This window comes from Acinetobacter sp. CY73, assembly GCF_059515865.1.
This window is the reverse complement of sequence record NZ_JCAKMZ010000012.1, coordinates 41,596-64,061: the sequence shown is the minus strand read 5'-3', so window position 1 is coordinate 64,061 and position 22,466 is coordinate 41,596. Positions and strand designations below refer to the sequence as shown.

Below are 22,466 nucleotides of genomic sequence, written 5' to 3'. Positions count from 1 at the left end.
TTACATTATGTTTTTATATGTAATTTTAAGTAAAAAACTGACATTTTTTGTCAGTTTCCATACTTTTTAGTTCAATATAATGGGCGCATTGCCTAATTCATTTTCTGAGTCTTCCATTCGATCATCATAGAACCGATCTAATATTTGACCAATTTCAACTACACCCTGGATCACCCCTTGGGTATAATTCTTGGCTTTCAACTGTTCCACCATATGATCACAGATCGCTTGCCATTCATGCTGTTCAGTGGCTTGATCAATGCCACGATCAATCACAATCTCGACCACTTGCTCACACAAGTTCAGATAAAGTAACACACCACTATTATATGCCGTATCCCAAACACCCAGTTCAGCAAAAAGCTGTCTTGCGCGTAACCGCGTGTCCTGCCTATAAGCAACACCACTGGGGATATACCCCTCGATCACCACTTGAATCTCGCCAACATGACCATGCTCAGCCTCTTTTACTGCTTGCGCAATCTTGGTTTGATCTTGTTTGGTGAAATAGCGTTTAGATGCAGGCATATAAAAGAAATGTTTAAACCAGCGCTTTAAACTTGGAGCAACACCCTGTTGTAACTTTGGTTCAGTAATAATTTCAGTTGTTTCTGTCTTTGTTACCATGAGCCTGATGCTCCTCCCCCACCAAATCCACCACCGCCACCGCTAAAACCACCACCGCCACCAAATCCACCACCACCGCTTCCACCACGACCTGCGCCTGATAAAAATGCTTGAAAGAGTAGTTGAGCAATTGAGGTAAAGAGTAAAAAGAAAATACCAACCCCAAAGATCAAGCTCATGATAATACCTGAGCCAAAGATCATACTGGCAGCAAAAGCAGTCACCCCTGCAACCGATGCACTCAGTCGATTACCAATAATAAATGAAGCTACAATACCTGCGATTAATATAAAGAACACCGCACTTAACGTTTGATCTTTCGCTTGTTGCTCTTTGACTGCCACTTCTTGACGATCCTTTAAATCTTGTGCTGCTTTTTGTGCAATTTCAGGATCTAGATTTAATATTCGCTCAATCTCAGTCACGCCTGAAATCAAACCTTGTCCATATTGATTGGCTTTAAAATAAGGTGTGATCTGCTCACGAATAATACGATTAGCGATAATGTCTGGAATCACGCCTTCCAAGCCGTATCCAGTGGCAATGTGTAAACGTCGATCATTAATTGCAACCGCAATCAGTAAACCATTATCTTGCTTGGCAGAACCTAGTTTCCATTGTTCTGCTGTACGCATCGCAAAGTCAAAAATATTTTCTTGACCTGTTGTTGGCATAATCACAATGCCAATTTGACCTTTGCCCTGCTCGTATAAATTTCGGATTTGGCTGTCTAAAACAGCTTTTTCATTGACAGTTAATATGTTGGCTTGATCAATCACAGGCGCATTTAAGGTCGGTAATGCACGAATAGATTCACCATCCGCCATATCATTGGCAACAGTAACGGTACTTGTAGAATTTTGATTTGCTGTGGCTTGATCTGTATGTTTTTGCGTTGTGTTTGCTTGTTGTTGCTGATCAGGTTGAATGATCTTTTTAAGAACCAGCGCTTCTTCTTGATCTATCGCCGTTGCTGTTTCAGCATTGACCACTGACGTAGAAACCCCCGCAAGCAATACAAGGCTCATAACGATAATCGCATTCAGCTTTTTTAAAGTTCTCATGACGTGCCGATCAAGCATAGATGTTCCTCAGTCTTTCATACTGGATCAAATACAGCATTGAAGCGAATTTGACCCAGATTTGAAGTTGATCCATTCATATTAATTGAATGACACAGTCGGTGCCTTTTGAGCACTAGATTCAGCACTGAAGTTTTCTTTGGTATCCATACCAATCACTTTGGCTGTCATGGCTTGAGGGAACTGACGCACATAAGTGTTGTAATCTTGAACAGTTGAGATATAACGATTACGTGCAACCGCAATACGGTTTTCAGTGCCTTCAAGTTGTACTTGTAGATCACGGAACTGTTCATTGGCTTTCAAATCTGGATAGTTTTCTGTCACTGCTAGTAAGCGTGACAATGCACTTGTCATTTGAGACTGCGCTTCTTGATATTTTTTAAACAGTTCAGGATTTTCTAATACTTCTTTATCGACTTTCAAACCTGCAACATTGGCACGTGCTTGCGTCACTTCAGTCAATACTTGCTCTTCATGCTTGGCATAGCCTTTCACGACATTGACTAAATTTGGAACAAGGTCTGCTCGACGTTGATATTGGTTTTGGACTTCTGACCATGCACCAATGACTGACTCATCTTTGGCTTGTAAAGTATTATAGCCACAACCTGACAGTGTGAGTGTGCTTGCGAGTGCAATTGAAACCATGGTCATTTTTAACATTTTCATTCAGTTCATCCTCATTATTTATTTGTATTTGTTCATATAAAAATCATTTTAAACTGATTTGAAGGAAGAATTGTTTTTTTTCTTTACCTCAACCATTTCAGTCTATAGATGGCTATCCTTTGAATAAATTCATCAGCGCAACTTTCATTTCAACGACCATACGTTTAAAAGCATACCATTTCGAATCTCGAATATAGTGGATACGTTGCTCAATCAGCGCTTTGTCTACAAATCCTACTGAATCTGCAAGCTCATATAAACTCCATACATCATCCTCATCGCCACTGAGTAATACTGTCTCTATATTCGCCATGTTAAATATAATTTGAGCACTAATAGGATCATGGTTCACAAATCTTAAGCGCTGATCCATTTGAACTTTACTGTGCTCTAAAATATCTTCTAAACTCAACATTTGATTCTTAAATTCAAGTGTTTTCACTTTGGCTCTAGGTGCAGCTTTATAGCCAAAATCAAGTCCAAGTACATCGTTGTTTTTTATCCAATTCGGGTTTTTCAGTTGTTCTAATTGTGCATCTAAAATTTTAAGATGAATCCATTCACTCTTTTCATGAATATGTGGATCACGTTTAATACCTTGATTAATCCAATATTTAGCTTTCTCCACATCACCATTTAACTCATAAACGGTACCTAAATTAGCTGCCGTTTTTGCAAGCAAAGGGTGCGATTTTTCTATTCCTTTAAAAACCTCAATAGCATCTTCATATTGACGTGCGTAAATCAGCATCACACCATAATCATTAAGCTCTTGGTGTGTCTTGAACTTTTTATCTAAATTTTTCAATTCTGCTTTGGCACTTTGTTCATCTAAACCCTCTCTGCCTAAATCAAAAGCGTAAGTATTGATACAAGCATGTGAAACAGGCACTGTAAATAACAACATCAAAGACAATATTATGGTTCTTGTATTCATATTTAAGGATTTATCATTATTTGTAATTTTCAAAATTATAAATTAACCCATAAAAAAAGCCACCCTTAGGTGACTTTTGACTTAAGCGAACGCTTACTTTATTTGTTGTCTTCTTGCGCTTCATCAGTTGGAGGTAAATCCTTCACTGCTTCAGCAATCAGACCAAACATGTAGTTACCATATGCATTGGTTTTGTCATAGTGGAAACGCAAACGCGGTGTAATACGTGTTTTGATTTGACGGCTCAACTCATGGCGTAAGAAACCTGATGCTTTATTTAACACATCAAGTGTTTCTTTGTTTGCCTCTTCGTTTTGCTCATCACCCAGTTCACGACCCATTACAGTCACGTAAACTTCTGCGTAACCCAAATCTGGACTCACTTTCACCGCAGAGATGGTCACTAGACCACCTAAGCGCGGATCTTTGAGCTCTTGACGAATCAGTTCAGAGAGTTCTCTCTGAACTGTATCAGCCATACGCTTAAGACGTTGACTACCCGCCATTAAAGACTCCGTTTAATCAATTGAACATCGTACACTTCGATTTTATCAAGTGCTTTGATGTCTTTATAACCTTTAACCGCAAGACCACATTCCATACCCGCACGAACTTCTTCAACCACTTCTTTGTAGCGACGAAGAGACTCAAGCTCACCTTGGAATACAACCACGTCATCACGTAATACGCGAATCGGTTTGTTACGGTACAACATACCTTCAAGTACCATACAGCCCGCAGCCGCACCGAATTTACTTGAGTGGAATACTTCACGTACTTGTGCAACACCGAGGATCGTCTCACGATGCTCAGGAGCAAGCTTACCGCTCATTGCTGCTTTCACGTCATCAATCAATTGGTAAATGATTGAGTAGTAACGAATGTCGATACTATCCGCATCCGCTTTTTGACGCGCAGTGTTGTCCGCACGTACGTTAAAGCCTAGAAGTACCGCTTCTGAAGATTCAGCCAGTGTTACGTCAGACTCAGTGATTGCACCTACACCCGAACCAATGATACGAACTTTCACTTCATCAGTTGCAAGGTCAGCAAGCGCAACATGTAAAGCTTCCAACGTACCACGTACGTCAGTTTTCAATACAACGTTCACAATCGGCACATCTTTCTTGCCCATAGACGCCATGATGTTCTCAAGACGCATTGCAGATTGACGCTCAAGACGTTTTTGACGTTCACGATCCATACGTGCATCGGCAACTTCACGTGCTTTTTTCTCGTCGCTTACAACAAGAACTTCATCACCCGCCATTGGCGCTTCTGGAAGACCTAAGATTTCTACTGGAATCGAAGGACCTGCAGATTGAATACGTTTACCGTTTTCATCTGTCATTGCACGTACGCGACCGTAAGATGCACCAGCAAGAACCAAATCACCTACTTTCAATGTACCGTTTTGAACAAGAATAGACGTTACCGCACCACGGCTGTTGTCTACACGCGCTTCAATAACAACACCTTGAGCCGCACCTTCTTCAGATGCTTTCAATTCTAACAATTCAGCTTGGATTGAAATCAAATCAAGAAGTTCATCAATACCTTGACCAGAGTGCGCAGAAACCATTGCCACTGGAACGTCACCGCCCCATTGTTCAGGTACGATTTCTTTTACAGTCAATTCGTTCAATACGCGATCTGGATCAGCAGATTCTTTATCCATTTTGTTGATTGCAACAATGATCGGCGTACCCGCAGCACGAGCATGATCAATTGCTTCTGCAGTTTGTGGCATTACACCATCATCTGCTGCCACAACTAAAACAACGATATCAGTTGCTTTCGCACCACGTGAACGCATAGCAGTAAATGCCGCATGTCCCGGAGTATCAAGGAAAGTAATCATTCCCTTATCCGTGGTCACGTGGTAAGCACCAATATGTTGTGTAATACCACCTGCTTCGCCTTGTGCAACTTTCGCACGACGAATACGGTCAAGAAGTGATGTTTTACCATGGTCAACGTGACCCATGATCGTAACCACTGGCGCACGAGTTGACTGAGCACCACGCGCTTCTTCAGCCGCTTCAAGCAAGTTATCTTCTGCTTGAGTATCAGACACACGAACTGGGTTATGACCCATTTCTTCAACTACAAGTGCAGCAATATCTTGTTCAATAGCTTGGTTCTGTGTAACGAGCTCACCCATTTTCATGAGTGATTTAATCACTTCGCGAACCTTGATTGCCATTTTCGCTGCCAAATCAGCAACAACAATAGTTTCACCAATTTCAACATCATATACTTGTTTTTTAACTGGTTTTTCAAAGCCATGTTTATTTGAAGAACTTGTTTTCAAACCACGTTTAGGCTGTTTGCTAAAACTTTGCTCTTCTTGACCACGACGTCCACCTTTTTTCGGTGCACGTGTCGTTGGTGTATTCGCACCACGCTTAATATCACGGTCTTCTTTTGCAAATGAGTCTTCATACGCCTGACCTACAAGACCAGCTGCCAATGGAGAATCATCGACCACACGAATGGTTGCCGTCGTATCTTCATTTGAATACTTGGTTGCCATTTGACGCATTTGCTCAAGCGTACGCTGTTGTGCTTCTTCAGCTGATTTACGACGTGCTGCTTCTTCCACTGCTTTTAATTTAGCTGCTTCTGCTTCACGCGCTTTTTTCTGTTCAGCGGTTTCAGTCGGCTTGGTGACTTGTTTAACGATCGGCTTATTGGTCGATTTACGTTTAACAACAACGGCTGCCTTAGAAACTTCTTGTTTCGCAGTTTCTTTGTTTTGCGCAGCACGCATCGCATTTAATGCTGCACTTGCGTTATTTACAGGCTGAGCAGGCTTGGTTTCTACAGGTGTAGATGCCTTGTTCTCAACTTTTACTTGTGTATCAGCAGCAGCTTTAGCCAAAGCTTCTGCTTTAATTTGTTCAGGGTCTGGCTTTGTAAATGTGTGCTTCTTGCGAACTTCTACATTAATCGTTTTAGCTTTACCTGAAGTACTTGCAACTTTTGCAGTACTGGTTGTTTTACGTTTCAACGTGATTTTTCCTGCGCTGCCGTTGTCTTGTCCATGCACTTTTTTCAAGTGTGAAACAAGGCGGTCTTGCTGTTCAATCGAGATTGTGTCTTCTGCCTTCGCCTGAGGCAATCCTGCTTCTCGGACCTGATCTAATAGTTTTTCAACTGGAAGACCGACACTGACTGCTAACTCTTGAATTGACTTATCCGTCATATACGATCTCCTAGTTAAACCATGATTCACGTGCTTTCATAATGAATTGACCCGCTTTCTCAGCGCCCAAACCTTCGATATCAGAGATATCATCAGTTGCTTGATCTGCAAGATCATCCACTGTTACTACACCGCGTGCCGCAAGTGCAAATGCAATTTCAGAAGTCATTCCTTCCATTGCCAATAATTCTGCGCTTGGGTCTTGAATATCTTCCTGTTGTTTTAAAGCATCTGCCAATGCAATTTCTTTCGCACGACTTTGCAATAATTCAACTGTTTCTGCATCCAATTCGATTTCATCAAATGTGTCTGCAGGAACGTAAGCGATCTCTTCTAAAGAAGTGAAGCCCATTTCCACCAATGCCATTGCAAGATCTTCTTCAATATCAAGACGACTTACAAACATATCCAAATACACTTGCGCTTCATTTTGCTGACGCGCGCGGTATTCATCTTCTAGCATCATATTCAGCTTGTAACCTGTGAGTTCTGATGCCAAACGTACGTTTTGACCTTGAGAACCAATCGCACGAGCCAATTGATCGCTGGTAGCAAAAATGATATCTGCGGTACGTTCTTCTTCATCAATCACAATACCCGATACATCAGCAGGCTCTAAAGCACTTGCGATATATTGAGCTGGATCATCAGACCATACAACAACATCAATACGCTCACCATTTAACTCAGATTGTACTGCTTGAATACGCGTACCACGCATACCAATACATGCACCCACTGGGTCAATACGATGATCATTGGTTTTCACTGCAATTTTAGCACGAACACCTGGCTGACGAGCAGCAGCTTTTATCTCAATAATTTCTTCAGAAATTTCAGGAATTTCTTTCTTCATCAAAGCGATTAGCATTTCAGGCTTAGCACGTGTTAATTGCAGTTGTGCACCACGACCTTCACGGTTTACATTGTACAGAATTGCATTGACACGTTGCTTAGGACGCAAAATTTCTTTTGCAATCATTTCTTCACGTGCAAGATAAGCTTCAGCATTTTCACCAAGATCGATAATAAAACCGTCTTTAGTTTGCTTTTTCACTTCACCGTAAATCAACTCGCCAACTTTCGCTTCATACGCATCAGCAATCAGTGCACGCTCAGCTTCGCGAATCTTTTGTACGATCACTTGTTTTGCAATTTGTGCAGCAATACGACCGAACTCAATTGAAGGAACTTCAAGTTCACGCACATCACCGATTGACCACTGTGCTAGATCAACATCAGAAATTGCATCTTGACAAGCCGGCATTTCATGATCTTCATCAGCAACCACTGTCCATTGACGGAAAGTGCGGTATTCACCTGTTTTACGATCAATTTCAACACGAAGCTGTGCTTCTTCAGAATTTGTGCCTTCGTAGAATTTTTTCTTCGTTGCAGCAACTAAAGCTTGCTCAAGTGCCTCGAAGATCGCTTCACGACTAACACCTTTTTCATTACTAACCGTTTCAGCAACGGTAAGAATTTCACGGCCCATAAGTCACCTACTATTCAAATTCTTCTTCATTAAAATTAAATTTAGTCTTGAAAGATCAAATTGGCTTTGTCGATATTATGACTATCGATTTCAATCACATGTTGATTTTCTACTTCGACTTGAATCAGTTCATTTGCCACATCAACACTTACAAGCTTGGCTTGGAATTTACGACGATTTTCTACAGCAGAAATCAAGCGTAAAGCCACTTGCTGTCCAACATAGGCTTCCATCTGTGCCAAATGGAAAAATTGACGATCCCAACCTGGTGAAGATACTTCTAAAGCGTATTCACCTGAAATCGGATCATGCACATCTAAAATTGCACCAACTTGCTGTGTAACACGTACACAATCTTGTACACCTACACCTCGTCCAAGCTCAATATCACCTTCTTCGGTAATGACCCCTTGTTCAGCAGATTCATTCTCACCTACTGGCTTGTCGATAAAAATACGCAATAATGAACGTTTACCTTGAGCTGTAAATTCAAGACCCCAGAGCTCAACATTACATGCTTCTACTGCAGGTGTGATTAAGTCTAGGAGTGTTTGGGTTTTATTTGATAACTTCATTTACTCTCGTCATTTCCGTGGGATTCAACCGGCCCTACGACCGTAATAAACTTACTATAGTGATAGCATGATAATTTGACCAATTGATGTCCACACTACACGATAGATAACAAAAAAGGGCGAAATCGCCCCTATTATTGCACAGAAAACCAAAGTCCACTGTGCAAAAAGGCCCACCTAGTTGTGAGCCTCTTTTAAGAAACTTGGTAGCGGGAGCTGGATTTGAACCAACGACCTTCGGGTTATGAGCCCGACGAGCTACCAGACTGCTCCATCCCGCATCAACGTGCAAAATTATAACCAAATATGAAGCATTTTTCAACAAATAACTCATATTCGACTGATTAAGTTGCATCTTAATCAGATGAGTAGCTGGAACTGGTTTAGACCAAGAACCTTTGTTTATTCAAATAAGCTTAAAGCCTAGCTTAGACATTATACCTAAAATTAAAACAAACCACTCTTTAAAAAAACTTGGTAGCGGGAGCTGGATTTGAACCAACGACCTTCGCCCTGTTATAAAGAGTTGAGCCCGACGAGCTAAACTCTTATAAAATAACGATACCACAATCACTCTAAAAAATTGGTAGCGGGAGCTGGATTTGAACCAACGACCTTCGGGTTATGAGCCCGACGAGCTACCAGACTGCTCCATCCCGCAACAAATACAAATTTACGTTCAACTTAGAAATAAGTTGCTTATTTAAGTTTGTATCTTAAATAAGTTGGTAGCGGAAGCTGGATTTTCACCAACAACCTTCGAGATTTTATAAAGTGTTGAGCCCGATGAGCTGAAATTTTTATAAAATAAATCCACCAAAAGATTGGTAGCGGGAGCTGGATTTGAACCAACGACCTTCGGGTTATGAGCCCGACGAGCTACCAGACTGCTCCATCCCGCAACAAATAACAAATTATGTTTCTCAGCTTAAAATAAACTGCCTTTAAAAAGTTTGTTTCTTTAAAAAGGATTGGTAGCGGGAGCTGGATTTGAACCAACGACCTTCGGGTTATGAGCCCGACGAGCTACCAGACTGCTCCATCCCGCAACAACAGAAAACTTAGCCACATACACCAACTTATGTTCTGGATTATAAGTTGGTGCGGAAGGGGGGACTTGAACCCCCACGCCCGAAAGCACTACCACCTCAAGGTAGCGTGTCTACCAATTCCACCACCACCGCAGCTGTGTCGCATTCTAGTAGCATCAGCATCAAAATGAAAGGGAAATATTCAATTACTCAGCAGTTTTTGGTGCAGTTGTCGAAGTTTCAGGCGTTTTTTGCTCAACCTGTTCAGTGGTATTAATAGTTTTTAAGCCATAAGCATCTGTGGTTTGTTTTTTTGCAAATACTGCCAGCGTAATACTGGTAATAAAAAACAATGCTGTCAAAATCGCAGTCAGTCGAGTTAAGAAATTACCTGAACCCGAAGCACCAAAAACAGTCGCTGCACCACCGCCACCGAAGGAAGCTCCTGCATCTGCACCTTTACCATGTTGAACCAAAATCAACACGATCATTAAAACAGCTAAAATAATATGTACCACCAGCACAAATGTTTGCATGCTGCACTCCTAATTATTTTGATTGAGCAAATGCGTGAGCAATTTGATAAAAAGATTTTGCATCTAATGACGCACCACCAACAAGCGCACCATTAATATCTGGGCAAGCTGCCAACTCTACTGCATTCTCAGGCTTTACACTACCACCGTATAAAATCGCAGTATTTTTACCTTCGGATGTAATTTGAGTTAAACCCTCACGAATTTTCGCATGCATGTTTTGTGCATCATCAGGTGAAGCAGTTTTACCTGTCCCTATCGCCCAAATCGGCTCATATGCAATCACAATGTTTTTCCACTGTTCTGCTTCAACTACTGCAGCAATATCACAAATTTGCTGTAAAACCACAGCTTCTGCTTGACCTGACTCACGTTGCTCTAAGCTTTCGCCAACACAATAAATCACAGTTAACCCTGCATTTAATGCATTTTTAATTTTTGCATTTAAAATTTGTGGGTGATCCCCAAAAATTTCTCTACGTTCAGAATGACCAACTAAGACATAGTCAATTTCACTGTCTTTTAATAGCTCTGCACTGACATCACCTGTATATGCACCAGTACCTGCCATACGAGATAAATCTTGAGCCACTGTCATGATATCAACCGGGCTATTTTTGAGTTGATTTTTAATATTCAGCAATGCCAAAGTCGTCGGTGCTACACCGATACGGCAATTTTGAGAGTCAATCGCCTGTTCTTGTAAAAGCTGAATAAAATCTTCAACCCATTGTTGAGCATTAGCCTGCATTGGGTTCATTTTCCAATTGCCTACAACCCAAGGAGTAATTGTCGAACCCGACATACATCTAACCTTCTTTCTAAAATGCGCACATTCTACACGGAATTTCCCCAATTAAAGTAATTTTTAATATCACTCAATTCTTAATTAAAAATTTGATCTTTAAAAATAAAGCAGTATTTGAGCAAAGATAATCTCAAAAATAATTCATGAGTCATTCTTTTACTTTAATTTCTGTATACATTAATTGTTTTAAGTATAGAATTATTGAAGAAGAAACGTATAATTTTCGTATTCAAATTATAAAATGAATTTAAGGCGTGTTGGTGATGACATTAGAACCAAATGTACCAAAATTTTCGGGGCTCAATCGTCGTTTAGTGGATGAGGGAAATCTGACCGCGCAACAAATGCAAGCGGCCATTGAGGGTGCAAGAAAAAATAAAAAGAAACTCATTCCTTATCTGATTGAGCATCTTAAGATTAATCCAGGTGTCATTGCAGCTTTAGTTGCGCAAGAATTTGGTGAGCCTTATCTAAATTTAGATGCATTCAACCCTGATTTATTGCCTAAAGAAATTACAGACTCTAATCTCATTACCAAATATCAAGTGCTCCCGCTCTACCAACGCGGTCAAATGTTATACGTGGCAACCAGTGACCCGACAGATATTGAGGCACTTGATGCGATTAAATTTAATACCAAACTCAATGTTACGCCTGTCATTGTTGAAGCAAATAAACTTGAGAAGCTCATTGAAAAAAGCTTTGCTGATACCTCAACCTTTGATTTTGGCAGTGAAGATCTTGATGTTGATTTGGTCGGTGGCGATGGTAATAACGCGACTCAGCAAGAAGACGAACCATCGGAGGAAGACTCACCGATTGTCAAATACATCAATAAATTATTAGTTGATGCGATTCGTATGGGGGCTTCGGACTTACACTTTGAACCTTATGAAAAATCTTACCGCGTGCGTTATCGTGTCGATGGGGTTTTGCGACACATTGCCAACCCACCGCTTCAACTGGCCAACCGTCTTGCATCGCGTTTAAAAGTCATGTCGCAAATGGACATTTCTGAGAAACGTGTTCCGCAAGATGGTCGTATCAAATTAAAACTCTCCAAAACTAAAGCGATTGACTTTCGTGTCAATGCTCTACCCACATTATTTGGTGAGAAAATGGTACTGCGTATTTTGGATCCATCGAGTGCCATGCTGGGTATTGATGCTTTGGGTTATGAAGAAGACCAAAAGCAATTGTTTATGGATGCGCTAGAAAAACCTCAAGGTATGTTGCTTATCACAGGTCCTACAGGTTCTGGTAAAACGGTATCGTTATATACCGGCTTAAATATTCTCAACACAGAAAGTGCGAATATTTCAACCGCCGAAGATCCAGTCGAAATTAACTTAGAAGGCATCAATCAGGTCAACGTCAATACCAAAGTTGGACTCACCTTCTCGGCTGCACTTAAATCATTTTTACGTCAAGATCCAGACATTATCATGGTCGGTGAGATTCGAGATCTAGAAACAGCTGAAATTGCGATTAAAGCTGCGCAAACAGGTCATATGGTCATGTCTACACTGCATACCAACAGTGCGCCTGAAACACTGACTCGATTACGTAATATGGGGGTTCCCTCTTTTAATATTGCAACCTCAGTCAATCTCGTGATTGCACAGCGTCTTGCACGTAGATTGTGTAGTCACTGTAAAAAACCTGTCGATGTTCCTAAAAATAGTCTCTTAGAAATGGGCTTCACAGAACAAGATTTGGCTGATCCTGAATTAACAATTTACCAACCGGTAGGATGTGAAGAATGCCGTGAAGGTTATAAAGGGCGTGTAGGTATTTACGAAGTCATGAAAGTCACTCCTGAGATTTCAAAGATTATTATGGAAGATGGAAATGCGCTAGAAATCGCAGCTGCATCTGAAAAAATGGGGTTTAATAATCTTCGTCGCTCAGGGCTTAAAAAGGTGATCAGTGGTTTGACCTCTTTACAAGAGATTAACCGAGTGACCAGTGAATAATTAAAAAAGATTAAAAAAGGACAATATTATGGCGGTCAAGAAAGCGCAAATGATGCCAACTTTTTCTTATGATGGGGTTGATCGTAAAGGGGCAAAAGTTAAAGGGGAGTTGCCTGCACGTAATATGCAACTTGCAAAAGTTACCTTACGTAAGCAAGGCATTACCATTAAAAATATTCGGGAAAAGCGTAAAAACCTTCTCGAAGGTTTGATGAAAAAGAAAGTCACCACTTTAGACATCACCATTTTCACTCGTCAATTGGCGACCATGATGAAAGCAGGTGTGCCTTTAGTACAAAGCTTTGAGATTGTGGCTGAGGGTCTAGATAATCCCACCATGCGTGAAGTGGTACTAGGTATTAAAGGTGAGGTCGAAGGCGGTAATACCTTCGCTGGGGCACTGAAAAAATACCCACAATACTTCGATCAGTTATTCTGTTCATTGGTGGAATCAGGGGAACAATCGGGTGCGCTTGAAACTATGCTGGATCGTGTTGCGATCTATAAAGAAAAAAGTGAGTTACTCAAGCAAAAAATTAAAAAAGCCATGAAATACCCAATTGCCGTGATTGTGGTTGCTTTAATCGTAACCGTTATTTTGATGGTTAAAGTGGTTCCTGTATTCTCTGAAATGTTTGCTTCATTTGGTGCCGAGCTTCCTGCTTTCACCCAAATGGTCGTTGGTATGTCAAATTGGACTCAGAAATATTGGTTTATACTGTTGATCGTCATTGCCCTGACCATCACAGCGTTCATGGAAACTAAAAAGCGCAGTAAAAAGTTCCGTGATACTTTGGACAAGATGGCACTGAAAGCGCCTATCTTTGGTGATTTGGTCTATAAAGCCATCATTGCGCGATATAGCCGTACCTTATCCACCACTTTCGCTGCGGGTGTTCCTCTAATTGATGCGCTTCAATCTACAGCGGGTGCAACCAATAATGTTGTTTATGAAGAAGCGGTGATGCGTATTCGTGATGATGTTTCTACAGGTCAGCAACTTCAATTTGCCATGCGTGCAACGAATCTATTCCCCTCTATGGCCATCCAAATGGTTGCGATTGGTGAAGAATCTGGTGCACTAGATGCCATGCTCGATAAGGTTGCAACTCACTTTGAAAACGAAGTGGATAACGCTGTCGATGGTCTCACCTCAATGATGGAACCTTTAATTATGGCAGTGCTTGGTGTCCTTGTCGGTGGTTTGGTGATTGCAATGTACCTTCCAATTTTCCAAATGGGTTCTGTGGTTTAATGTACGAGATCATCGATTATTTTATTCAAAATCCTATTGCTCTTTATCTTGCAGTAGGTTTACTCAGTCTGTGTATCGGTAGCTTTTTAAATGTGGTGATTTACCGCACACCGAAAATGATGGAGCAAGAATGGCATCAAGAATGTCAGATGCTACTTCATCCAGAACAACCCATTATCGACCGATCCAAACTGACACTGAGCAAGCCTGCATCGACTTGCCCAAAATGTAAAACTGAAATTCGTTGGTTTCAAAATATTCCAGTGATCAGTTGGTTGATGCTGCGCGGTCAATGTGGATCTTGTCAAAACCCGATCAGCATTCGTTATCCATTGATTGAATTGCTGACCGCTGTATGCTCCTTGGTTGTTGTTGCTGTATTAGGTCCAACGATCCAAATGCTGTTTGGTTTGATTCTTACTTGGGTGCTCATCGCGCTGACCTTTATCGATTTTGATACACAACTTTTACCAGATCGTTATACCCTCCCCCTAGCAGCATTAGGCTTAGCCATTAACAGCTATGCAATTTACACGTCTCCGACCTCTTCGATTTGGGGCTATGTGATTGGTTTCTTATGTCTGTGGGTGGTGTATTACGCATTCAAAATCATTACAGGTAAAGAAGGGATGGGCTATGGAGACTTTAAACTCCTTGCAGCCTTAGGTGCATGGATGGGGCCATTAATGCTTCCACTGATTGTTCTACTATCCTCATTAGTAGGTGCGATTATTGGAATCATTCTGTTAAAAATTAAAAAAGAGAATCAACCCTTCGCGTTCGGTCCTTATATTGCCATTGCAGGTTGGATTGCATTTCTTTGGGGTGAGCAAATTATGAAGGTCTATTTGGGCGGTTAAACGAGAACTTACTCAAAGCATAGGGAATACGATGACATTGATTGTAGGATTAACAGGTGGTATTGGTAGCGGAAAATCAGCTGCCAGCCAATGGTTTGAAAGTCAAGGAATCAATGTCGTTGATGCCGATGTTGTTGCACGGGAAGTTGTTGAGAAAGGTCAACCTGCATTGACTCAAATCCAATCCATATTTGGTGATTGGGTTTTGCTTGAAAATGGTGAGCTCAATCGACCAGCCTTAAGAGAGTATATTTTTAAACACCCTTCTGCACGCCAACAGCTCGAAGACATTACACATCCTGCAATTCGACAATCTATTATTGAGCAATTAAACCAAGCGACCAGCCCTTATATGATTTTAGTTTCACCACTATTATTTGAAACCAATCAGCATCTACTGACTCAGCGAACGCTTTTAATTGATGCCTCGATTGAACTACAAATCCAGAGAGCAAGTCAAAGAGATGGTCAAAGCATTGAGCAAATTGAAAACATTATTCGAGCGCAAATGCCTAGGGATCGAAAGCTTGACCTAGCTGATGATATCGTTGTCAATGATGGTCATCTTGAGCACCTGTATAGTGAACTTCAAAAATTGCATCTGAATTATTTACAGCTCAGTCAAAGTACCCAATAGATTAACATAGCAATCATGAATCAAAAAAGCAGTCTAATCAGACTGTTTTTTTTGTTGACTGATTTGCTGTGTCAAACTGTCTTTACGAAACCAACGCCAAGGCTGCAAAGCACCAATCCCCATCCCGATTAAGCCAAAAATCATCGCAACACTTAAAGGCTCATCCAATAGCGGTACAGCAATAATCGCCGCAATAAACGGTGCCAAAGTCACGATACTACCGGTCTTGAATGCACCTAAACGTTTAATCGCTTCTACATAGGTCAATGTGGCGACAATCACCACAAATATGCCATGAAAAATAGTTTGCCCGATCAAATGTAGGGGTTCAACTGCTGTTAAATGTTTTGGAATAAACAGCAGATAAATCGGCACATAAACAACCGCAGACCAAATCGCAACCCCAGACATGGCATGCCATGCGGAGAGTCTCCATTGTCTTAATAAAACAGTGAAAGCACCCCACCACATTGCACTGACCACAAAAAGCACATCACCAAAACTAAATGCGACGCCTGTCGCGCGATACATTAGAAAGCTCATCACGATAATTGAACACAGCATAATGCTTAAGCTCAACCAGATATGCTTATCGAAAGGTTGTTTAAATAAGAGCAAACCCGCAACGGCGGTACACAGTGGAATAAAGCCATTCAGAAAAATAGCAGCATGTGCAGCTGGCACATAATGAAAAGCGCTATAGCAAGTGATGCAATAGGCGACACCACCCAGCATAGCCAGAATAAATGGCTCTTTTTTAAGTAAAAAGGCAGTATCTTTTTTATAAATTAAAATGGGCATCAAAATCAAAAATGCCAGAATAAAGCGTAATGCGGTGATATCCCAAGGGCTGATATGCCAAAGCGCACCTAAGCGAGAACTGATGGTGAACCCTCCCCAAATACACATTGTAATCGCTACAAATGCATAACCTTGGTAACGTGTCGGGATCATCATTCTGTTCTCTTAAAATAAATCTTAATTATGAAAATGTATTGCTCAAAAGAATCAATCGAGACAATGACATCAAACCCTTTAACTCAGTCAACGTCATTGTCTTTCAATTAACTTAAATTACTGACCTTTAACTTAAATTATTGACCTTGACGTTGACGACATGCTTCATACAGTGCCATACCTGTTGCCACACTCACGTTCAAACTCTGTAAGTTGCCTTGCATTGGAATATAAACTTTATAATCACATTGCGCTTGCGTAATCGGGCGTAAGCCTGTGTCTTCTGCACCCATAATAATGGCGATTGGACCCGTCAAATCACATTCATGAATCGGTAATGCTTCTTCATCCAACATTGTACCGACAACACGAACATTGAACTCTTTCTTAATCTTATCCAAAGTACGTGCCAAGTTAGTCACTTGAATAAATTTCACTTTTTCAGCACCACCCGCAGCAACTTTACGTGCAGTCGGCGTTAAACTTGCTGAACGATCACGTGCTACAATTACAGCGTGGATGCCCATTGCAGCAGCCGTACGAATACATGCGCCCAAGTTATGTGGATCAGTCACTTGATCCAATGCCAATAAAAATGCGTTGCTATTGTCTTGAATCAGCTTTTCTAAATCCGCTTCATTCAATGTTGGATGTGGGCGAACCGCAGCAACTACGCCTTGGTGAAAAGGCTGACCTGCCAATTTTTCTAAACTATCGCGACTTGCTTTTTGAATACTGACGCCAAACGGCTCAGCCAATTCAAAAATACGTTTTAGACGCTGATCATCACGCCCCTTCAAAGCAAATAAAGTTAAAACACGTTCAGGTTCTAACTCCAATAATGACTCAACTGAATGCACGCCATAAAAATATTCGGGCTTAGCCATGAACAACCTCAAGTGACTTAATTTAAAAAGGAGAACAGCGACAAAAAAGAAAAATCCCGCAAAGCCAACTTTACAGGATTTAATATGGATTCTAGTTTAACTGATTTAGGTCGAAATTTCTTTGCCTAAATTCAGAGAAACGATTTTCTTAAAAGCAGATTTAAAAGGTTTAACCTTCAAAATGGCAGACGTAATCTAAAACATCATCCGTTTCGATTTTAAAACGGCTACTCCCAGGTACATAGAAAGACTGACCTGCGCGGAACAGTTCATGCTCTTCATTATCAGCAATCGTCACACGACATTCACCCGAAATAATTTCCATACGTTCAGGTACATGCGTTTCAAACACGAGTGCTTGTTCAGTTGGAAGAATCACCCCAAGCGTTTTCTTTGTACCATCTTCAAACTGAACAGTATGGCTAATACATGTTCCGCCGAAATATACATTTGATTTTTTTAAGACAGAAACATGATCAAACTGTGTAGACATGCGTATTCTCCAAATAATGCGCATTGTATGAATTTTAATTGAGCTAGTTTAAATGCGAGTTCACAACTAATCAATCATCCTTTTGGGCTAAATACATGTGTAAACTCCATTGCTTAGCATTCAGTTTTCGTGCATAGCTTCTTGGCAATTCCACTAAAATTTGTTGGGTACTAAGCACCTCTGCAGCATAGCGACAAACCTCATTTTGCTGTTCGTCGTTCAACACCCATTCTACATAGCGTGCATTCGGCAAAGTCACTTGCGCATAGACTTGTGAAGAACCTTCATTCATGCCCACATGAAAGTGTTCTAAATCTTCAAAATCAGTCTGTTTGCTATAGCTTGGAAATGGTGCTGCCTCCTGATCAAACCCCTGACTGTCGTGATTCAATACACTGTGTTGAAGCGTTGGCCAAATACAATGGCGTAAATAATGCTGATCCATCACACGTGCTGCGAGAAAATTACCGGTCGCAATATAGTCACAAATATGTTGTTCAATATTGCTGAACACCCCATTAAAACCACCCCACATCCCTGCCAGAATTAATTCAGTATGTGAATAATAGTCATGCATGGTATGAAACCATTTTTTACTATTGAGCCATTCATCCACTGCTGCTCGCTCCCGATAAGACACTAAAGAATCAGCATCACGAATCAAGAAACAGTTGACGGTTGGATCATCCATCACCAAGAAACGCCAAAATAGCCCTGACAATTTTTTCTGCTGTTCATTGACCAGCATGACTTGAGCTCCTTTTTCTTGAAGACGCTTTAGGACATTCTCTGGTACAGATTCATCGACATAAAAACGGCATGTCCATTCGGGATAAATTTCTTTGGCGAGATCAACGTTGATGATGGATGTTTCACAATAACGAGGCAAGGCGCCAAACAACGAATAAGCAATAATATTTTCTTGTGGGTGGCTCGGATTGAAAGCAGGCGGATGTTCTGTTATTTCAGCAACCCTAGGCTGATTGGCAACTTGTTTCTTTTTTGATTCAATTGCTAAGCCACCATATTTTTTAAGTGCTTCTTGATTCTTTAAAAAATGGCACACCTCTGTCAAACCATCATAAATATTAGTATCAACAGCATTTTTACTATGTTCTATTGCGCTTAAATAACGTTTATAGGATTTTTCATATTGCCCCAGACGCAATTCGGTATAAGCCATATCCATCAAAATAGTTGGATGCTGAGGCACCAATTTATACGCGGGCAAAATTTGTTGATAGGCTTCTTCAAAATCATTTTTTGCCAGTGCAGCACGAAATGCTTTTGAAGCATCATCCAATTTTTTATTCAGACCACTGGCTCCTTGTGGTTTATTCTGCTTTTTTACCGGTGCAATCGGCAAAGGTAGTTTCATTTTCATGCTATTTTTAAGTTAGAATTATCAAGTTAATTGAATATTAGAATATTTAGTGACTTGTTACCAAAACAAAAGTTCACTATCTTTGCAATAACACTCTCGCACTTTGGATGCGTTTATGCTGACACACTTAAACCTGATCAATTTTGCTCTAGCAGATAACCTTGCAATCGATATCGAACAAGGTTTCAACGTCCTGACTGGTGAAACTGGAGCGGGAAAATCGTTATTGCTTGATGCATTATCGGCATGTTTAGGTGAACGCACCGATACCAATTATGTCCGCTATGGCTCTGAGAAAGCGGATGTTACCGCCGTTTTCAGCTATCAAGAACACAGCCCCGAAGCGGAATGGCTCAAAACCCATGAACTGGATGATGAGTCTGGTGAAATTCATTTACGCCGGGTCATTTTTGCCACAGGACGCAGTAAAGCGTGGATTAATGGTCGCCCAAGTAGCTTGTCGGAACTTAAAAAAATTGGGCGCTTATTGGTGCAACTGTATAGTCAGCACAGTCAGCAACAACTCTTAGAACCGCCTTACCCAAAGCATTGGTTAGACCGTTATAGTAATTTTACTTCGCACACTCAAGCGGTCAAAGACAGCTATAACGCATGGCAAAAAAATATTCGTCAGCATCAAGCTGCGATTGATGCACAAACCACACGTTTACAGCGAATAGAGAGTTTAAATCTTCAAATTGAAGAACTTGAAGATGTCATTCGTATTGATTACAAAGAGACGGAGCAAGAGTTTGATCGTTTAAGCCATCATGAGCACATCATGTTGGATTGTAGTTATGCCATCAATTCTTTAGACGAAGCAGAGCAAAACCTGACCCAAGAACTGTCTTCTATCATCCGTCGCTTGGAAACCCATGCGGGTCGTAGTGAGCAACTTTCCGAAATTTATACGTCTTTAGTGAATGCTCAAAGTGAGTTAAATGATGCCAGTGCCAATCTGAAGCAATTCATTGATCGGCAAAGTTTTGACCCTGAGCGAATGGAGGAACTGAATACACAATTAGAAGTTTTCCATCGTTTAGCACGGAAATATCGCACTCAACCCGAAGCATTGAAGCAAGAATATGAAACTTGGCATACTGAACTGGAACAGTTAAATCAACTCGAAGACCCTGAAACTTTAGCTGAGCAGGTTGAACTGTCGCATCAAATGTTCTTGGAAAAAGCACAATATCTGGATGATATTCGTCGTGAAGCGGCAGAACCACTGGCAAAACAACTCACAGAGCAAGTCAAACAACTTGCGCTCCCTGAAGCCTATTTTGAGTTCAAATTTGAACCTTTGGAGCAGCCATCGGCTGAAGGTTTTAGCTTTATTCAACTGTTATTTACTGCAAACAAAGGCATCCCTGCACAACCGCTCGGTCGCGTCGCTTCAGGTGGCGAATTGTCCCGTATTGCCTTGGTCATGCAAGTCATGAATGCAGAAAAGACAGAAGCTGAAGTTTTGGTATTTGATGAGATTGATGTCGGTATCAGTGGTGGCACGGCTGAGATTGTCGGTCGTTTACTCGGTGGTTTAGGTGAACATGTTCAAATTCTATGTATCACCCATCAAGCTCAAGTTGCAGCGCAATCTGATCAACATCTATTAGTTAAAAAACTACAAACTGATCCTGCAAGCAGTACGATCCTAACGCTTGAAGAAGAAGATCGTATTCAAGAACTTGCACGTATGACCGGCGGCGTTGAAATTAGTGAAACAACATTACAACATGCAAGACAGCTCAGACAGCTTAAATTTCAAGTGGGCTGATTTACATCTCAAATGACGTCTTCGTTTTAAATATGCCACTGACCTTATGAACAACATGTGAAAGAAAAGTGCTCAATTTAAACATAAGCAAATGCATTTCATTCAATGATTGAATAAATGACTGATCCATCAAATAAAATACATTGTCCTCAGTTCAATTCTGGCGTATTTTGAATGAAAACACGCTAAAAATCAGATAGCTAAAAATTAACCCACTCAAATATAAAAACAGGAGAAGCCACTAGGTGAGCAAACAGTATCTGACCCACCGTTGTCTTATTGCCCCACCAGATTTGGCCGACGACTTTTTTGCCAATACTGTCGTCTATATTGCACGCCATGATGAAGATGGTGCTCAAGGAATCATCGTCAATAGACCTTCAGGGATTCAAGTCAAAGAATTATTAAATGACTTAGACATCGAAGCAGACCATGTGCATCCACACGAAGTGCTGCAAGGTGGTCCTCTACGTCCCGAAGCGGGTTTTGTGCTCCATACCGGTCAACCGACATGGCACTCGTCTATCGCTGTTGGTGAAAACATCTGTATTACCACTTCCAAAGACATTTTAGATGCAATTGCACACAATGAAGGTGTTGGTCGCTATCAAATTGCTTTAGGCTATGCCAGTTGGGATAAAAACCAATTGGAAGAAGAGATGTCTCGTGGTGATTGGCTCATTTGCGACTCTGACATGGATTTAATTTTTAACTTACCTTATGACGATCGCTGGGATGCTGCCTTTAAGAAAATTGGCATAGATCGGACTTGGTTATCTTCAGAGATTGGACATGCCTGAAACGTCACAGCCACAACTCATTATGGCTTTTGATTTTGGTACACAAAAAATGGGAATGGCGGTTGGGTCATCACTGATTGAAAGTGCGACTCCATTGGCGCTATTTCCAATGAAAGATGGTATTCCAAACTGGGATGCGCTTTTAAAAATCGTAAAACAGCATCAACCCAATTTGTTTTTGGTCGGATTACCTTTAAACATGGATGATTCTGAATCTGAACTTTCAGCACGCGCTCGTAAATTTGCACGTCGTTTACGTCATCAAACCAACATCACGACGCAAATGGTGGATGAACGCTTAACCACACGTGAAGCCCGAGATGAACTTGATCATTATCAAGCACAAGGCCGTGGCAAAAACATCTCTGCGGACAGTATTGCGGCAGCTTTATTTATTGAAAGTTGGTATCGCAATCCTGAAGGGATTCAACCTTAAAGGATTTTATTCTAAAGAAATCTAATCCTATAA

21 protein-coding genes and 5 tRNA genes are annotated in these 22,466 nt (G+C 41.0%); 7 read left to right on the top strand and 19 right to left on the bottom strand.

The features are described 5' to 3' along the window. Positions 1–66: 66 nt before the first annotated feature. The 15 genes from AC5YD2_RS07755 to tpiA form a co-directional block, all read right to left on the bottom strand. Positions 67–627: a TPM domain-containing protein gene (locus AC5YD2_RS07755; protein WP_496125776.1), complete on the bottom strand. Its 561-nt coding sequence runs from the start codon at positions 625–627 to the stop codon at positions 67–69. Then, positions 621–1,709 (bottom strand): TPM domain-containing protein, encoded by a 1,089-nt coding sequence (locus AC5YD2_RS07750; RefSeq protein WP_496125775.1) that lies wholly within the window; start codon positions 1,707–1,709, stop codon positions 621–623. The genes AC5YD2_RS07755 and AC5YD2_RS07750 overlap by 7 nt, the downstream gene beginning before the upstream one ends. An 81-nt stretch (positions 1,710–1,790) precedes the next feature. Then, entirely contained in the window at positions 1,791–2,381 is a 591-nt protein-coding gene (locus AC5YD2_RS07745; protein WP_496125774.1) for a LemA family protein, read from the bottom strand. 112 nt (positions 2,382–2,493) lie between these two features. Further along, entirely contained in the window at positions 2,494–3,318 is an 825-nt protein-coding gene (locus AC5YD2_RS07740) for a tetratricopeptide repeat protein (RefSeq protein ID WP_496125773.1), read from the bottom strand. Between the two features lie 98 nt (positions 3,319–3,416). Then, entirely contained in the window at positions 3,417–3,824 is a 408-nt protein-coding gene (locus tag AC5YD2_RS07735; protein WP_496125772.1) for a ribosome-binding factor A, read from the bottom strand. After that, positions 3,824–6,526: a translation initiation factor IF-2 gene (infB, locus tag AC5YD2_RS07730; protein WP_496125771.1), complete on the bottom strand. Its 2,703-nt coding sequence runs from the start codon at positions 6,524–6,526 to the stop codon at positions 3,824–3,826. Before infB ends, AC5YD2_RS07735 begins: the two co-directional genes overlap by 1 nt. A 10-nt stretch (positions 6,527–6,536) precedes the next feature. Then, positions 6,537–8,021: a transcription termination factor NusA gene (gene nusA / locus AC5YD2_RS07725; RefSeq protein WP_496125770.1), complete on the bottom strand. Its 1,485-nt coding sequence runs from the start codon at positions 8,019–8,021 to the stop codon at positions 6,537–6,539. A gap of 41 nt (positions 8,022–8,062) precedes the next feature. Beyond that, positions 8,063–8,596, bottom strand: coding sequence for a ribosome maturation factor RimP (gene rimP, locus AC5YD2_RS07720; protein ID WP_496125769.1), 534 nt, complete (start codon positions 8,594–8,596; stop codon positions 8,063–8,065). A gap of 204 nt (positions 8,597–8,800) precedes the next feature. After that, a tRNA-Met gene (locus AC5YD2_RS07715) sits at positions 8,801–8,877 on the bottom strand. 303 nt (positions 8,878–9,180) lie between these two features. Then, positions 9,181–9,257, bottom strand: a tRNA-Met gene (locus tag AC5YD2_RS07710). Positions 9,258–9,421: 164 nt separating this feature from the next. Continuing rightward, positions 9,422–9,498, bottom strand: a tRNA-Met gene (locus AC5YD2_RS07705). A gap of 70 nt (positions 9,499–9,568) precedes the next feature. Beyond that, positions 9,569–9,645, bottom strand: a tRNA-Met gene (locus tag AC5YD2_RS07700). A 50-nt stretch (positions 9,646–9,695) separates the two neighbouring features. Continuing rightward, positions 9,696–9,780: transfer RNA gene (locus AC5YD2_RS07695), tRNA-Leu, on the bottom strand. Between the two features lie 53 nt (positions 9,781–9,833). After that, the gene (secG, locus tag AC5YD2_RS07690; RefSeq protein WP_496125768.1) at positions 9,834–10,163 is read right to left on the bottom strand and encodes a preprotein translocase subunit SecG; all 330 of its coding nucleotides are present in this window, start codon (positions 10,161–10,163) and stop codon (positions 9,834–9,836) included. A 13-nt stretch (positions 10,164–10,176) separates the two neighbouring features. Further along, positions 10,177–10,968: a triose-phosphate isomerase gene (gene tpiA / locus AC5YD2_RS07685; protein ID WP_496125767.1), complete on the bottom strand. Its 792-nt coding sequence runs from the start codon at positions 10,966–10,968 to the stop codon at positions 10,177–10,179. Positions 10,969–11,234: 266 nt separating this feature from the next. Here tpiA and pilB point away from each other — a divergent pair, with 266 nt between their 5' ends. The 4 genes from pilB to coaE are packed head-to-tail and all read left to right on the top strand — an operon-like array spanning position 11,235 to position 15,699. Further along, on the top strand, positions 11,235–12,947 hold the full coding sequence (gene pilB, locus AC5YD2_RS07680; protein ID WP_496125766.1) for a type IV-A pilus assembly ATPase PilB: 1,713 nt from the start codon (positions 11,235–11,237) through the stop codon (positions 12,945–12,947). Positions 12,948–12,975: 28 nt separating this feature from the next. After that, positions 12,976–14,202, top strand: coding sequence for a type II secretion system F family protein (locus AC5YD2_RS07675; RefSeq protein ID WP_496125765.1), 1,227 nt, complete (start codon positions 12,976–12,978; stop codon positions 14,200–14,202). Then, entirely contained in the window at positions 14,202–15,062 is an 861-nt protein-coding gene (locus AC5YD2_RS07670; protein ID WP_496125764.1) for a prepilin peptidase, read from the top strand. Before AC5YD2_RS07675 ends, AC5YD2_RS07670 begins: the two co-directional genes overlap by 1 nt. Positions 15,063–15,093: 31 nt before the next feature. Then, positions 15,094–15,699: a dephospho-CoA kinase gene (gene coaE / locus AC5YD2_RS07665; protein ID WP_496125763.1), complete on the top strand. Its 606-nt coding sequence runs from the start codon at positions 15,094–15,096 to the stop codon at positions 15,697–15,699. A gap of 33 nt (positions 15,700–15,732) precedes the next feature. On the opposite strand, the gene AC5YD2_RS07660 is transcribed toward coaE, so the two are convergent. From AC5YD2_RS07660 to AC5YD2_RS07645, 4 genes are all read right to left on the bottom strand, one after another. Continuing rightward, positions 15,733–16,653 carry a DMT family transporter gene (locus AC5YD2_RS07660; protein ID WP_496125794.1) on the bottom strand — a complete coding sequence of 307 codons (921 nt, stop codon included), beginning with the start codon at positions 16,651–16,653 and terminating at the stop codon, positions 15,733–15,735. 140 nt (positions 16,654–16,793) lie between these two features. Beyond that, a complete protein-coding gene (rlmB, locus tag AC5YD2_RS07655) occupies positions 16,794–17,543 on the bottom strand; it encodes a 23S rRNA (guanosine(2251)-2'-O)-methyltransferase RlmB (protein ID WP_496125762.1) in 750 nt (249 codons plus the stop codon). A 169-nt stretch (positions 17,544–17,712) separates the two neighbouring features. Beyond that, a complete protein-coding gene (gene ppnP / locus AC5YD2_RS07650) occupies positions 17,713–18,036 on the bottom strand; it encodes a pyrimidine/purine nucleoside phosphorylase (RefSeq protein ID WP_496125761.1) in 324 nt (107 codons plus the stop codon). A gap of 70 nt (positions 18,037–18,106) precedes the next feature. After that, positions 18,107–19,420 carry a tetratricopeptide repeat protein gene (locus AC5YD2_RS07645; protein ID WP_496125760.1) on the bottom strand — a complete coding sequence of 438 codons (1,314 nt, stop codon included), beginning with the start codon at positions 19,418–19,420 and terminating at the stop codon, positions 18,107–18,109. A gap of 115 nt (positions 19,421–19,535) precedes the next feature. On the opposite strand from AC5YD2_RS07645, the gene recN reads away from it, so the two are divergent. The 3 genes from recN (at position 19,536) to ruvX (ending at position 22,433) form a co-directional block, all read left to right on the top strand. Beyond that, entirely contained in the window at positions 19,536–21,197 is a 1,662-nt protein-coding gene (gene recN / locus AC5YD2_RS07640; protein WP_496125759.1) for a DNA repair protein RecN, read from the top strand. Positions 21,198–21,442: 245 nt separating this feature from the next. Then, a complete protein-coding gene (locus AC5YD2_RS07635) occupies positions 21,443–21,997 on the top strand; it encodes a YqgE/AlgH family protein (RefSeq protein ID WP_496125758.1) in 555 nt (184 codons plus the stop codon). Then, on the top strand, positions 21,990–22,433 hold the full coding sequence (gene ruvX, locus AC5YD2_RS07630) for a Holliday junction resolvase RuvX (protein WP_496125757.1): 444 nt from the start codon (positions 21,990–21,992) through the stop codon (positions 22,431–22,433). The genes AC5YD2_RS07635 and ruvX overlap by 8 nt, the downstream gene beginning before the upstream one ends. The last annotated feature ends 33 nt before the right edge of the window (positions 22,434–22,466 follow it).

Excerpts from the sequence above, each read along its gene's own strand:
- AC5YD2_RS07755 (WP_496125776.1), bottom strand. The coding sequence starts at position 627 with ATGGTAACAAAGACAGAAACAACTGAAATTATTACTGAACCAAAGTTA.
- AC5YD2_RS07750 (WP_496125775.1), bottom strand. The coding sequence starts at position 1,709 with ATGCTTGATCGGCACGTCATGAGAACTTTAAAAAAGCTGAATGCGATT.
- AC5YD2_RS07745 (WP_496125774.1), bottom strand. The coding sequence starts at position 2,381 with ATGAAAATGTTAAAAATGACCATGGTTTCAATTGCACTCGCAAGCACA.
- AC5YD2_RS07740 (WP_496125773.1), bottom strand. The coding sequence starts at position 3,318 with ATGAATACAAGAACCATAATATTGTCTTTGATGTTGTTATTTACAGTG.
- AC5YD2_RS07735 (WP_496125772.1), bottom strand. The coding sequence starts at position 3,824 with ATGGCGGGTAGTCAACGTCTTAAGCGTATGGCTGATACAGTTCAGAGA.
- infB (WP_496125771.1), bottom strand. The coding sequence starts at position 6,526 with ATGACGGATAAGTCAATTCAAGAGTTAGCAGTCAGTGTCGGTCTTCCA.
- nusA (WP_496125770.1), bottom strand. The coding sequence starts at position 8,021 with ATGGGCCGTGAAATTCTTACCGTTGCTGAAACGGTTAGTAATGAAAAA.
- rimP (WP_496125769.1), bottom strand. The coding sequence starts at position 8,596 with ATGAAGTTATCAAATAAAACCCAAACACTCCTAGACTTAATCACACCT.
- secG (WP_496125768.1), bottom strand. The coding sequence starts at position 10,163 with ATGCAAACATTTGTGCTGGTGGTACATATTATTTTAGCTGTTTTAATG.
- tpiA (WP_496125767.1), bottom strand. The coding sequence starts at position 10,968 with ATGTCGGGTTCGACAATTACTCCTTGGGTTGTAGGCAATTGGAAAATG.
- pilB (WP_496125766.1), top strand. The coding sequence starts at position 11,235 with ATGACATTAGAACCAAATGTACCAAAATTTTCGGGGCTCAATCGTCGT.
- AC5YD2_RS07675 (WP_496125765.1), top strand. The coding sequence starts at position 12,976 with ATGGCGGTCAAGAAAGCGCAAATGATGCCAACTTTTTCTTATGATGGG.
- AC5YD2_RS07670 (WP_496125764.1), top strand. The coding sequence starts at position 14,202 with ATGTACGAGATCATCGATTATTTTATTCAAAATCCTATTGCTCTTTAT.
- coaE (WP_496125763.1), top strand. The coding sequence starts at position 15,094 with ATGACATTGATTGTAGGATTAACAGGTGGTATTGGTAGCGGAAAATCA.
- AC5YD2_RS07660 (WP_496125794.1), bottom strand. The coding sequence starts at position 16,653 with ATGATCCCGACACGTTACCAAGGTTATGCATTTGTAGCGATTACAATG.
- rlmB (WP_496125762.1), bottom strand. The coding sequence starts at position 17,543 with ATGGCTAAGCCCGAATATTTTTATGGCGTGCATTCAGTTGAGTCATTA.
- ppnP (WP_496125761.1), bottom strand. The coding sequence starts at position 18,036 with ATGTCTACACAGTTTGATCATGTTTCTGTCTTAAAAAAATCAAATGTA.
- AC5YD2_RS07645 (WP_496125760.1), bottom strand. The coding sequence starts at position 19,420 with ATGAAAATGAAACTACCTTTGCCGATTGCACCGGTAAAAAAGCAGAAT.
- recN (WP_496125759.1), top strand. The coding sequence starts at position 19,536 with ATGCTGACACACTTAAACCTGATCAATTTTGCTCTAGCAGATAACCTT.
- ruvX (WP_496125757.1), top strand. The coding sequence starts at position 21,990 with ATGCCTGAAACGTCACAGCCACAACTCATTATGGCTTTTGATTTTGGT.